Source organism: Sphingobacterium alkalisoli (genome assembly GCF_005049105.1).
GTDB lineage: Bacteria > Bacteroidota > Bacteroidia > Sphingobacteriales > Sphingobacteriaceae > Sphingobacterium > Sphingobacterium alkalisoli.
Map to the genome: position 1 here is coordinate 103661 of NZ_SUKA01000003.1, position 13815 is coordinate 117475.

General features: G+C 43.3%; 8 protein-coding genes. All 8 read left to right on the forward strand.

From position 1 onward, the window contains the following. Positions 1–146 precede the first annotated feature (146 nt). Entirely contained in the window at positions 147–3290 is a 3144-nt protein-coding gene (locus FAZ19_RS10120; protein WP_136820615.1) for a SusC/RagA family TonB-linked outer membrane protein, read from the forward strand. A 38-nt stretch (positions 3291–3328) separates the two neighbouring features. After that, a complete protein-coding gene (locus FAZ19_RS10125; protein WP_136820616.1) occupies positions 3329–5245 on the forward strand; it encodes a RagB/SusD family nutrient uptake outer membrane protein in 1917 nt (638 codons plus the stop codon). Positions 5246–5279: 34 nt separating this feature from the next. After that, the gene (locus FAZ19_RS10130; RefSeq protein ID WP_136820617.1) at positions 5280–6473 is read left to right on the forward strand and encodes a DUF5000 domain-containing lipoprotein; all 1194 of its coding nucleotides are present in this window, start codon (positions 5280–5282) and stop codon (positions 6471–6473) included. Between the two features lie 27 nt (positions 6474–6500). Continuing rightward, positions 6501–7208 (forward strand): DUF4998 domain-containing protein, encoded by a 708-nt coding sequence (locus FAZ19_RS10135; protein WP_136820618.1) that lies wholly within the window; start codon positions 6501–6503, stop codon positions 7206–7208. Between the two features lie 20 nt (positions 7209–7228). Then, positions 7229–8911 carry a right-handed parallel beta-helix repeat-containing protein gene (locus FAZ19_RS10140; RefSeq protein WP_136820619.1) on the forward strand — a complete coding sequence of 561 codons (1683 nt, stop codon included), beginning with the start codon at positions 7229–7231 and terminating at the stop codon, positions 8909–8911. After that, positions 8908–10251: a M60 family metallopeptidase gene (locus tag FAZ19_RS10145; RefSeq protein WP_136820620.1), complete on the forward strand. Its 1344-nt coding sequence runs from the start codon at positions 8908–8910 to the stop codon at positions 10249–10251. The genes FAZ19_RS10140 and FAZ19_RS10145 overlap by 4 nt, the downstream gene beginning before the upstream one ends. 9 nt (positions 10252–10260) lie before the next feature. Next, positions 10261–12270, forward strand: a complete 2010-nt coding sequence (locus tag FAZ19_RS10150; protein ID WP_136820621.1) for a glucosidase family protein — start codon at positions 10261–10263, stop codon at positions 12268–12270. Positions 12271–12376: 106 nt separating this feature from the next. Beyond that, a complete protein-coding gene (locus FAZ19_RS10155) occupies positions 12377–13690 on the forward strand; it encodes a Gfo/Idh/MocA family protein (RefSeq protein ID WP_136820622.1) in 1314 nt (437 codons plus the stop codon). The last annotated feature ends 125 nt before the right edge of the window (positions 13691–13815 follow it).

Here is a 13815-nt window from a genome sequence, read left to right on the forward strand (position 1 = left end):
AGAGAAAGAAACGCTAATGCAGAATGAATGATAATGTATCATAATAATTAGGATGGATACAAGGTATTCATATGATTTGGCAAAGTACCTTTTTAGAGGTGCTGTGATCTAATGTGTAAACAATTTTAACCAAAAAGTAATCAAAGATGAAAAAAAATTTATCGTATTGGCTGGTTTTATGGCTAACTATGATTGGACTATTTTTACAGTTTTCAAAAGCACAGGCTCAAGAAACGATACGTGTAGAGGGAAGAGTGGTGGACGAAGATAGTCAACCGTTAAACGGGGTAACAATTATTACAAAAGGCGAGTCTGGGGGTGTGGTAACAAATGTAAATGGGGAATTTGTTTTAGAGCGGCTTTCTCCAAATGCTATATTGGAGTTCACATTTTTAGGACTGGAGACTCTACAGGTGCCCGTCAATAATCAACGGACGCTTCAGGTCGTCATGCAAAAGAAGGCGGATGAACTGGAAGATGTAACCGTTGTCGCTTATGCTAAGCAAAAAAAGGAGTCGGTGTTATCGGCTATCACAACTATTCGGCCTTCTGAGCTGAGAGTTCCTTCGAGCAACTTAACAACAGCACTTTCGGGCCGAATAGCGGGAATGATCTCTTATCAACAAAGTGGCGAACCTGGGCAAGACAATGCGAGCTTCTTTATTCGGGGTATCACGTCTTTTGGTGCAGAATCGAAGAAGGACCCGCTGATACTGATTGATAATGTCGAGCTGGGGGCAGATGACCTGGGCCGGCTGAATGTGGACGATATTGCTAGTTTCTCTATTATGAAAGATGCTGCTGCGACCGCGTTGTATGGTGCACGTGGTGCCAACGGAGTTATATTGGTCACGACCAAAGAAGGCAAGGAGGGGAAGGCGAAACTCAATATCAGGATGGAAAACTCCTGGTCGGCTCCTACAGAGCGAATTGGTTTGGCCGATCCGATTTCCTATATGAGGCTAGGAAATGAAGCTGTGTCAACACGGGATCCTCTCGCTGTTCTTCCTTATCATCAGGAACAGATCACGATGACCGAACGCGGCCTTTACTCGGATCTATACCCCGTAACCGATTGGTACGAGACGATGCTTAAACCTGTCACGATGAACCAGCGTGTAAATACCAGTATAAGTGGCGGCGGAAAAATAGCCCGATATTATGTGGCGGGATCGTTTATGCAGGACAATGGCAATCTTAGGATGGATTCCAGAAACAATTTCAATTCGAATATCGACCTTAAAAAATACACCCTACGTTCAAATGTGAATATGAATCTGACGAAGACTACGGAAGCTGTATTGCGGATGAGTGGTACTTTTGATGATTACACGGGGCCATTAACGGGTGGGGCGGAAGTATACCAGAATGTGTTACGAACGAATCCCGTGTTTTTTAAGCCTTATTACGAACCTGATGCGGCAAACAGAAATACCAATCACATTCTTTTTGGAAATTATGGGGAAGGAAATTTCTTGAATCCTTATGCGGAAATGTTAAAGGGGTATAAGAACTATAGTAAAACGTTGATGTCGGCGCAATTGGAATTAAAACAAGATTTGAGCGCCTGGACAGAAGGTTTATCTGCCCGGCTTCTTTTTAACACAAATCGATATTCAGAATTTGATATTTCAAGACAGTACAAGCCTTTCTTTTATTCCATGAGTGATAAAAGGTATGATAAAATGACGGGTGAATATGAGTTATTAAGGATAAACCCTAGAGATGGCAGCGAGTGGATAGATTATAGTAATGGTTCTCGATTTATCAATCGTACGACCTACTTGGAAGCGGCAACAAATTATAATAAGACCATCGCAGATAAAAATAATATCAGCGGGCTGTTGGTTTTTATTATGCGGGATTATTTGACAACGAATAATGATGATGATCTTCAAAAATCTCTGCCAAGTCGTAATCTGGGCGTGTCGGGTAGATTTACGTACAACTATGATTCACGCTATTTTCTAGAGGCAAATTTTGGCTATAATGGTTCAGAACGTTTCTCGAAAGAGCATCGGTGGGGATTCTTTCCTTCCTTCGGTTTGGCTTGGATCGTTTCTAACGAACAGTTTTTTAATAAGCTAAACAGCGGTATCAATATGTTAAAGCTGAGAGGTACATATGGGCTTGTCGGAAATGAACAGATTGGTAGCGCCGACGATAGGTTTTATTACCTGTCTCGTGTCAGGATGAACGATGCAGACAAAGGCGCTTTGTTTGGAAGAGATTTGGACTACGGCACCGATGGTGTAACGACTCTTCGTTACGCTAACCCCCGTATAGGATGGGAAATTGCGTATAAAATGAATCTGGGACTGGAGCTCGGCCTTAAAAATAATTTTACGGTTATTGCAGATTATTTTACCGAACGCCGAAGCAATATTTTGTTAACCCGGATTATGCCTGGTGCGTTGGGGATAGAACCTCAGGTGAAAGCAAATATTGGGGAGGCTACATCTAAAGGGATGGATATGGAGCTGAACTACCAGCACAATATCACGCATAACTGGTGGATTACCGGGCGGGGTACCTTTACTTTTGCCAGAGCGATAGTCAGCAAATGGGAAGAACCGGACTATGCCGATACGCCATGGCGCTCCCGAATTGGAAAACCTATTGGACAGGAGTGGGGACATATTGCCGAGCGCCTGTTTGTGGATGATTATGAAGTGAAAAACTCGCCTGTACAGTTTGGTGAATATATGGCCGGGGATATTAGATACCGCGATGTAAATAATGACGGAAAAATTTCAGATCTGGATATGGTTCCTATCGGTCATCCAAACACGCCTGAAATTAACTATGGTTTCGGTATCTCGACGGGTAATAAAAAATGGGACTTTTCGGTATTTTTCCAAGGATCAGGACGACAGTCGTTCTGGATTGATGTCAATAACGTCTCGCCATTTGTAAATAATGCGGAAGGAGCTACAGGAAGCAATGCACTACTGAACGCCTTCGCCGATAGCTACTGGTCGGAGGATAACAGGAATGTATACGCTTTATGGCCCAGACTGTCTAGTACCGTTGTCGAAAACAACAATAGAAGGAGCACCTGGTTTATGCAGGATGCATCTTTTATACGCTTAAAATCTGCTGAAATAGGTTACACCCTGCCCCCCGGTCTGCTCTCAACACTCAAGATGGAGACTTTCCGGGTGTATGCTAATGGAACAAATCTGTTGACGTTCAGTAGGTTCAAGCTATGGGATCCGGAGATGGCGGGAAATGGATTGGGATATCCGGTACAGCGAGTCATCAATATAGGGGTTAGTGTGGGATTCTAGTATTTTATAATTGACAACATAATATTAAAATATTTACAATGAAACGAATGTATAAATTTATAGTAATATGCTCCGTATTGGTATGTAGTTCTTCCTGCAATTATTTGGAGGTGGTACCCGACAATATTGCTACAATAGATCATGCTTTCTCTGATCGATATACAGCTGAAAGTTTTTTAGGTAATTGCTATTGGTATATGCCAAGCTCGGCAAACCCAAATGCTAGTCCGGCTTATATGGGATCCGGGGAGTTTATGCACCAAAGGGCTATGCTCCAGACGAGTATGCTGATTGCGCGCGGTGCACAGACTGCCGCCAATCATCAGATAAATATGTGGGGCGGTGGAAATGGTGGAAAGAAGCTTTGGGACGGCATCAACAATTGCAATGTATTTCTGGCAAACATCCATAAGGTAATGGATTTGACAGATGCAGAGCGAAAACGATGGATTGCCGAAGTCGAGTTTCTGAAGGCATACTATCACTTCTTTTTACTACGCTATTATGGACCAATCCATACCGTAGACAGTTATATGGATGTTTCGGAAGATACGGATGTCGTTCGTCAGGAGCGGCAGACGGTGGATGAATGCTTTGAATACATCGTAGGCATCCTAGATCGATTGGCGGAAGAAAAATCATTGCCTACCACGATCAGTAATCCCAGGGAAGAGCTCGGAAGAATAACGTTGCCTGTCGTGATGGCTGTACGTGCAAAGGTACTGGTAACATGGGCAAGCCCGTTGTTTAATGGTAATACCGATTATGCGAATTTTAAAGATTCGGAGGGAAGGCCATTCTTCAATCAACAGGTTAGACCAGAACTGTGGAATAGGGCGGCAGACGCCTGTAGAGAGGCCATCGATATTTGTCATAACGCCGGGCATGCCCTATACATGGCAAATGATGTGGTAAATAATTTTGTGTTATCGGATGATAGTAAAATCCAGATGGCCTATCGCAGTGCCGTGAGCCTAAGATTTAATCATGAGGTCATATGGACCAATACACAGAGCCTGGTTAATGGTACGTACCAAGACTATATGATTCCTCACCTAAGACAGGTCTCTCAGGGGGTTACCTCGGGATGGTATTCGCCGACGATTAATGTTGCCGAGATGTTTTATACCGAGAATGGTGTTCCTATTTCTGAAGATACAAATTTTGATTATGAAGGCCGATTTGAAAGAATGTCAAACTCTTCTTCATGGAAAACTTACAATATCGCTGACGGTGGGGAAACAGCTAAGCTGAATTATTACCGGGAGAACAGGTTTTACGCATCGTTGGGCTTCGATAGGGGCAAGTGGTATAACTTCGTGGGACATAATGATTGGGAAAAATCGGACCAAAATGCGCCGACGATCCAAGCCCGATATAATGAATATTCGTCGATGTATAATCCCAATAATTATTCGTCTACGGGGTATTTTGCTAAAAAATTAGTTTCCGTAAACTCTGGATTTACGGAGCAACACCGATTTGCGGCCGAAGCCTACGGATATCCGGAGATGAGACTGTCGGACCTCTATTTACTGTATGCCGAAGCATTGAACGAGTCTAAATCGGGTCCTGATGCGGAGGTGTACCAGTGGATAGATTTGGTTCGGGACCGTGCAGGCCTCCGCACTGTAGAAGAAAGCTGGCGGCTTTATAGCAAAAATCCGAATAAGCCGTCGACCAAAGTCGGCATGCGCGAAATTATACAACACGAAAGAAATATTGAGTTGGCCCTGGAAAGCGAGAACTATTGGGATGCGCGAAGATGGAAAACGGCGATAAGGGATTATAATCGCTCGCTCAAAGGATGGAACGTGTTACGCCAGGAGGCTATAGAATATTACGAGGTGCAAACCTTGTTTAATCAGAAGTTCTCACACAAGGACTACTTTGCGCCAGTGCCGGAATATGAAATTATAAACAATCCGAAATTAGTGCAAAACCCAGGATGGTAGTGGGTATAAGTTTTAATTTTAAATAGCATTGATCATGAAAAGTATAACGATATATTTATTTCTAGCCCTGATAACCTTATCATTTTTGGGGTGTGCAAAGAAAGAGAACCTGCCGATATCAGCGAGTACAGGCAAACCGGGTTCGGTTTCTGATGTGTCCGTAAAGCCGATGCCGGGCGGAGCAGAAGTGAGGTTTAGGATGCCGGACGACAATAATATACTGGGAGTCAAAGCGGTATACGATAGAAATGGCAAAGAGGTGTCTACGTTTGTGTCCGTGTACGACAATGTCATTGTGTTGGAAGGATATGATAACCAAGAGACACAGGCTGCACGGTTGATTACTGTAAATAGAGCCCTAGAAGAATCGGAGCCTGTTGTCATCTCGTTTACACCTAAAAAGTCTCCGATAACATCGGTAAAGGAAACGGTACAGATCATTCCGGATTTTGGTGGCCCTCGATTTCAATGGCTTAATGTGGATAGAGCGCCCATAACTTTTGAGATGTACGCACCGGATTCGACGGGCGCATTGACGCTTTCGAAAATATTGGTCAGTTCTTCGGAACAAATGAGCCATACCATACGAGGCTATCCGGATGAGGAGATTCCCGTAGCCATTGTCCTGAGAGACAGATATAATAACGTTACCGATACTGTTTATCCGGCGGGCGGAAAAACATTGACGCCCCTGTTTGAAGAAAAAATACCTAAAAGCAACATGCGTATGATCGTACTGAACAACGACACCGATTTCAATTTTCATGGTGGAAGAGTGGAATACCTGATTGATGATGATTGGCGGACATTTGGCCATTCGAATAATGGGACGATGCCGGCTTCGTTTACCGTGGATATGGGACAGCGGGTTAAGATGAGCCGTTTTGTAGTGACCAATCGTGAGTATTGGGGCCACGCGTTCTCCTGGGGCAACATCAAAACATTTGAAGTATACGGACGTGTCGACGCTCCTTCGGCAGACGGTAATTGGGACGAATGGACACCATTGCAGACGCCTAAAGAATGTGAGATCATCAAGCCATCGGGTATAGGAGGAACAGATGTGACACCGGAAGACATCGCATTTGGGATATCTTTTGATTTTGAAGTACCCTTCGAAATGCAAGCTTTTCGATATTTCAGGTTGAAGGTGACAGGAACTTGGAGCGTGACGACTTTTTGCCACCCGGCTGAAGTAGATTTCTTTGGACAGGGAATGGGAAATTAACTAATAACTTATAAGGAAGAAATAGTGATGAAAAATAAAATAACACGTATAGTTTGTACAGTTGGTATTGCGCTATGTCTGGTAATAAGCTTGTCTTGCGATAACTTTATGGACATACACCAAGAGTATATCAAAGATGGAGAGCGTGTATATGCCCCTATAGTGGATTCGGTGACCGTGTTTGCCGGTAAAGGAAAGGTGATGATGAAGCTGAGGTATTTTAATGGACACAATCTCAAGCACAGTACTATTTATTGGAATGATAAGCATGATTCCCTGCAAGTTGATCTGGGGCAATATGATATTTCGGCAGGACTTGATTCAATCGAGGTGACGATACCTGATTTAGTCGAATCAGCGTATTCTTTTTATATTGTTAATTATGACTCACATGGTAACCGGTCTTTGGAAGTAAGCACATTTGGTAATGCTTATGGAGCGGATTTTCAAAATTCGATCCTCAATAGAAGTATAAAAAGTTTAGCAAATTTTGATGACCGATTTGAAATTGAGTGGGCTGCACCATCGGATCAGCTGGTTAACGTAGAATTGAAATACATTGATGAGCTCGGAAATGAAATATCAGTTGTCAGGGATATTGAAAATGTAGGAACTTATGCCAAGGCGCGGGATGATGAATTTGTCTACCGTTCTTATTTCTTGCCGGAAGAAAATGCGCTCGACTTATTCTACACGGAATGGTCTGAACCGATAAAATTACCTCCAGCAAAATAGTTTTTTAATTGAATATAACCATGAAAATAAATTTATGGCTGTTGCCATTCTTATTACTGATGTCGAGCTTACCCTTCATGGCGTCGGGATTGGAGCAAAAACGGGTAGATATAGCGGTATTTGGCGCAAAGCCCGATGATGGAAAAGATGACTCGAAGGCCCTCGCTAAAGCTGCTCAGTATTGTCGCGATAATCCGGGGACGGTGTTGGTTTTTTCGCCTGGAGCGTATATCCTCAAAAATGCACAAGGTATCGAAACGGAACGTGCAGCTATGCGGGGAGAAATGGGAGATAACCCAGAGCGCGTAATTTTTACGCCTTATTATCCCTACGGAAGAGGGATGGATTTTTCGGGTTCGCAAAGCATTACCATAGAGGGAAACGGTGCTAAGATTAACTGTTATGGATGGATGGAACCCATATCTATTGAAGACTGTATCGATTTTACGGTAGAAGGTTTAACGATAGATTATCCGGAAAAGCCTTTTTCTTGGGGTAAGGTTGTTAAGGTATCGCCTCATGATTTTGAAGTTCAGTTTTCGAAAGATAGAATCATCGATGATAAGATGATCTTGGGTAGAATGACATTTTGGGACCTGCAGAAAGATAAGTTAATGCCGGATGTTCTTTATTTTCCTAAAAGAGAGCTGTTGGGCGATAACAAAGTTCGGTTTCATGCAACAATACGTCCAGAGACAGTGGGGCAAATAGCAAATGTCTTACACTGCTTTCACTTTCGCCCGGCTATTTTGATACATCGTAGTGTAAATACGGTCGTTCGGAATGTCACCATTCATGCGCAGGCAGGAATGGGTATAGTAGGATTTGACAGTCGTAATATATTGCTGGAAAAATTAGAAGTCCGTCCGGCGCCGGGGTATTATCAATCGACGAATACGGATGCTACACACTTTGCGAGTTGTGATGGGCTCTTAAGATTTGACAACTGCTATTTTGAAGCGCAGGGTGATGATGCAACAAATGTACACGGGTATTACCATACGGTGCTGACAGCAAAAGACAATCAAATTACCACGAAGCTGGAAGCCCCAACGTTTACGCATATCCAGGTAATAGATCTCCCACGTGTGGGAGATCGCCTGGAACTCGTGAATAGAGAAACTCTTGAGGTGGTAGACACCCTCACGGTGAAGCATGCTGCTGAAGACAAGCAGACGTTGATCAATACGCTGACGTTGGATCGTCGACTGGAAATTGATCCTACCAAATATTTTGTAATGAATATTTCAAAATTACCGCGATTGGAGTTCGTTAATTCTGTTATCAACAGCCATTTAGCACGAGGAATACTCGTGAAGACGCGGGACGTATTGATCCAAAACAATCGATTCAACGGTTGTTCAAACACAGCCATACACGTGGGTGCGGAATCGTGGTGGAATGAAGGTACGCATTCCGAAAATGTAGTTATTAAAGACAATGTCATCAGTGGGTGTGGTTTTGCGGGTACACAAGGCGGCGCCTCGGGAATAGCGTTTATTATCGATGCAAAGAATACGCGTAAAACTTTTTTGCATAAGAATATCTGTGTCGAAAATAATGTGATTGTCGGATCAGGGAATCTCTGCGGCATATATATCGGTAATACGAGCGGAGCTGTGCTTTCAGGAAATACGGTGTCAAACTGTGAAATGGATGTATATATTAAATCATCAAATGATATAAAAATTAAAAAGAAATGAGAGTTTTATTGTTTTTTATAAATGCCCTATGGTCGATTAGCTTCTTAACAAGTGGGCTGTCGGCCTGTACAAAATCTACACCTCCGAAGGATACAGAAGTGCCACAACCGCCTCCACCAAAACCTCCGGATACAAAAGAAATGAAACCGGAAAACTATCCGGATTTGGTATGGATCTACACGAGCGAGCATTGGAAACACGAGACATTTAATGGCGGAACTGCGGAGTATGTTTGGAGTAATGAAAAGAACACCCCAGAAGATTTGACATTAAAAGTATCGACGACAAAAGGATCAGTCTGTTCTAATTCTTGGCTGTCGGTAACGCTGAAGCCCAACACGGTTTATCGTTTTTCTGCCGACATTCGTACATTGGGGGTGACAGGAGACAAGGGAGCGACTATCACACTGATGGGCGAATGGTGGGACACAGCAGAATATGTTAAGGGAACCCAGCAAAAGACTAGCGTGTCGCGAACATTCTTAACGGACCATCTCGGTGTTGCTCGGTTGTGTGTTAGCCTAGGGATCAATGGACAGACATCATCGGGCACGGTTTACTTTAGTAATCTTAAGGTTGCAGAAGCTGATTATATTGCTCAGGAATCTAAATATATGCGATTACGGATCAGTCGCGAACATGCCAATTCGGTCAAAGCGAGTTCGATTGATGCTTGGTTGGCTACTATGGACAGGGTGTACGAACAGTACGTCGAACTGGTTGGAGCTAATCCGTACGGACAAACAAAAACAAACATCTATTCGCCTTACCCAAGTATTGGAGCTTGGGGCTTGGCCGGTAATCCAATTCGGGTGACATTAAGTGGCGTGGTACCGATGCTGCGTAATTTTGAAGATCACAATGACTGGAGTTTTGGCATGATGCACGAAATCGGGCATAATTTTAATTCGGGAGATGGAAAGTATAATGGATCTGATGCGAACTGGAACTGGAATGATGAAATGTTTGCCAACTTTCGATTGTACTACGCGCTCGATAAACTAAATGGTCGTTTTTCTAATGGGGGGAAATACTATGACGGAGCCCAAGCCATTCAATATTTCAAAACGGACGGAGGCGACTCGTATGATAATACAATAGCCCAGGGAAGGTATTCTCATGATGCGGTGATGTACACGTTGATACGTCTACAAAATCAAATTGGCTGGGCACCTTTTGAAAAGACCTTTAGGGAGTTTTATTCCAAGCCCAATCCTAACAACGTGACGAATTGGGGAAAGTTCAATATCTTTTTGGAAACGCTTAGCAAATATGCAGAGACCGATGTGAAGGAAACGTATTCAGAGCAGGAATTAAAGGTGATTAAAGACAATATATAAGACGTAGAGATGTATAAAAATAGCATAGTTTTCCTTCTGATTTTTTGTTTAACATTCTCGCTATCGGCCCAGGACTCACGATGGAAAATAGCGGAAGATAAATCTATTGTATGGCAAGTAGATGAGAGAATTCCACATTATGACCATATTGAGATGAGCGGAGAGCAGGTTTCTACCGTGTTAAGGTACGGGGTACATGAGGATGGGTCGTTTAAAATGGAAATGTCGCTGGTATGGCCCCTGCTACGCCGAATTCCCAATAATACACATGGTAGTTTGATGCAGAAATATACGACAGATTATGCCTCGTCCTTTACCGTGGATGGAAAGTTGTTTTCTCGGGAGAAAGTGAGGTCTATTTCTCTGGATGGACGATTGACGGCTTTAAGTGAGTTTTATATAGGCAATGAGCAGAAGCCCAGCGTAGAGATTGTACAGCGATACTTCCCATCGACAACCTTACCGGTATTGTGTCACCGTATAGTTGTGAAAAATATCACTAATAAGGAGATGATGCTATCAGTCCCTATGCAAAAGCGGGTTTACAAAAGTCCAAATGAACAGGGAGTAGATGGCATCTATACCCAGATCTTATCCATTCATAATGGAGGGGTATATACCTTAAAGGCCGGTGAAAGTGTTATTATAGAGGCCTCAGTGGGCGCTTATAAAGAAGGGCAGGCCCAAAATGAAATAGATAATGGCCTAGAGGAGCGAAAAAGAGAAGCGTTTGTCCGGCAAATGTGGGATAATCTTGTATTCACTTCTCCGGACGAAGTGATAAATACCATGTTTGCTTTTGCCAAGATCAGAGCGGCAGAAAGTATATTTAAGACCAAGGGGGGCTACATGCACGGTCCCGGAGGTGAGGCTTATTATGCGGCGATATGGGCTAATGATCAGGCAGAGTATGTAAATCCTCTTTTTCCGTTCATGGGGTATCGAACGGCAAATTTATCTGCCATCAATTCCTTTCGTCACTTTGCTCGATTTATGAATACAGATTATCGGCCCATCCCGAGCTCTATTATTGCTGAGGGAGATGATATTTGGCATGGGGCGGGCGACCGGGGCGACGGAGCGATGATTGCCTATGGGGCAGCCCGGTACGCACTGGAGCGGGCAGATAGGGCTGAAGCTGCGGAATTATGGAGTTTGATCGAATGGTGTTTAGAATTCTGTAAACGGAAAATAACGAAAGATGGCGTGGTGGCATCGGATAGCGATGAACTCGAAGGGCGGTTTCCTGCAGGGCAGGCAAACTTGTCTACCTCTAGTCTATATTACGATGCGTTGATATCTGCTTCTTACCTCGCAAAGGAATTGGGAAAGCCTAAGACATATGCCAGGCGATATCTGCAGGAAGCAGCAGTGTTGAGAAAAAATATTGAAAAATACTTTGGAAGCAATGTGGAAGGATTTGAAACCTATCGTTATTATGATGGCAATACGGTGTTACGTTCCTGGATTTGTGTGCCGCTGACTGTTGGAATTAATGAACGTAAAGAGGGGTCTATACAGGCTTTGTTCTCGCCGCGGTTGTGGACAAAAAATGGGTTGCTGACGCAAGCGGGAACGGAAACATTTTGGGATCGTTCGACACTATATGCGCTCCGGGGAGTATATAGCGCTGGCGAAAGTGATACTGCTACAGCATACCTCAAACATTATTCTACGGAAAGGCTGCTCGGAGATCATGTGCCTTATGCTATAGAGGCCTGGCCTGAAGGTAACCAAAGGCATCTGTCTGCCGAAAGTGGATTATATTGTCGCGTCATCACGGAAGGAATGTTCGGTTTTCGTCCTACGGGCTTTCGCAGTTTTACACTTAATCCGCAATTACCGGAGGGCTGGGACAACATTAGTTTGAAAAACGTGTGGGCCTGTTCGGATAGTCCATATGATATAGAGGTGGTGAGAACAACTAAAAATGGATTGAAAATTATAATCTCTGGCGTAGGCAAGCCTACGAAAACCTATAGCAGTATCGCCGGTCAAGAGGTTGTCGTGACATTTTAAATTTTGTCTCTGCGATACACACTGTGTTTTGGGGCGCAGTGAAAATAGTGCAGAACAGTAGTATTTAAGATTAGTAAAAGTTATTTTAAAAAATAAGTTATTCAATATGAAAGAATTTAATCGCCGTGATTTTATCAAATCGTCTTCTATCATGGCAGGGATATCGCTAACAGGGACAACATCGATACCTTTGGTGTTGTCAGGTGTGGATGATCACATTAAAATAGCATTGATCGGATGTGGGGGACGAGGTACAGGTGCCGTCGTCAACGCATTCGAGTCTGGCCAACGTGTCAAATTGGTTGCGATGGCGGATGCTTTTCAGGAAAATATCAAGACATCATACGATAACCTTTTAAAGAAGTACGGGGACAAGATTGATGTCCCTGATTCAAGAAAATATGTAGGTTTTGAGGCGTATAAGTCTGCTATTCAAGATGCTGATATGGTCATATTGACTACTCCTCCCGGTTTTCGGCCTTTACATTTTGAAGAGGTGGTGCGACAGGGAAAGCACGCGTTCCTGGAAAAGCCTGTGGCAGTTGATATTCCGGGGGTACGTCGCATATTAGAAGCTGCAAAGATGGCGAAACAGAAAAAGCTGAATGTGGTGGTTGGTTTCCAAAGAAGATTCCAAAATAATTATAAGGAAGCTGTAAAGCGAATACACGATGGATTAATAGGTAATGTAGTGGCAGGTCAGGTGTATTGGAATAGTGGGGGAGTATGGGTAAGACCACGGAAACCGCATCAAACGGAGATGGAATATCAGATGCGAAATTGGTACTATTTCAATTGGTTATGTGGTGACCATATCGTTGAGCAGCATGTGCATCAGTTGGATGTTGCCAATTGGATCAAGCAGAAGTATCCGGTTTCGATCCAAGGCACGGGGTCACGGGCACATCGCACGGGTAAGGAATATGGCGAGATTTACGATAATTTTGCGATAGAGTTAACATATGATGATGGCTCCGTTATTTATAGTCAATGCCGTCACTTTGAGGGCATACATAACCGAGTGGATGAAACATTTCAGGCAACAAGGGGCCGTGCTTATATATCCGCCGGGAATCAAGCTATTTTATGGGATGACAAAGGAAATGAAATTTTCAGGCATAACGCGAAAGGCGATCCAAATCCGTACGCACAAGAACATGTAGAGTTATTTGATGCCATCGCGAAAGGAGAGTATAGGTTTCAAGATATCGAATTTTCAGCTTACAGCACATTGACAGGTATTATTGGTCGATTGGCATGTTATACTGGTAAAGTGATCAATTGGGATCAAGCCCTGAAATCCAACATAGATCTTTCTCCTGAGGTCTATGCCTGGACGGCTAATCCTAAGGTTCTGCCTGATGAAAATGGCTTTTACCGTGTAGCAAAGCCTGGTATCGTTACAGAGCCTTTCATTTAAAGAAAGAATTTTTATTATTTAAAAAAGTACGGTGGTATCATCAGGACGCGGAATGTCTAGCCTAGCAATAATTTGTTTACCCAAAATAACGGGACTGGAAACTAATTCGACGGTTGAATGTTACA

Bases quoted from the DNA above. Each gene is read 5' to 3' on its own strand.
- FAZ19_RS10120 (WP_136820615.1), top strand. From the start codon at position 147: ATGAAAAAAAATTTATCGTATTGGCTGGTTTTATGGCTAACTATGATT.
- FAZ19_RS10125 (WP_136820616.1), top strand. From the start codon at position 3,329: ATGAAACGAATGTATAAATTTATAGTAATATGCTCCGTATTGGTATGT.
- FAZ19_RS10130 (WP_136820617.1), top strand. From the start codon at position 5,280: ATGAAAAGTATAACGATATATTTATTTCTAGCCCTGATAACCTTATCA.
- FAZ19_RS10135 (WP_136820618.1), top strand. From the start codon at position 6,501: ATGAAAAATAAAATAACACGTATAGTTTGTACAGTTGGTATTGCGCTA.
- FAZ19_RS10140 (WP_136820619.1), top strand. From the start codon at position 7,229: ATGAAAATAAATTTATGGCTGTTGCCATTCTTATTACTGATGTCGAGC.
- FAZ19_RS10145 (WP_136820620.1), top strand. From the start codon at position 8,908: ATGAGAGTTTTATTGTTTTTTATAAATGCCCTATGGTCGATTAGCTTC.
- FAZ19_RS10150 (WP_136820621.1), top strand. From the start codon at position 10,261: ATGTATAAAAATAGCATAGTTTTCCTTCTGATTTTTTGTTTAACATTC.
- FAZ19_RS10155 (WP_136820622.1), top strand. From the start codon at position 12,377: ATGAAAGAATTTAATCGCCGTGATTTTATCAAATCGTCTTCTATCATG.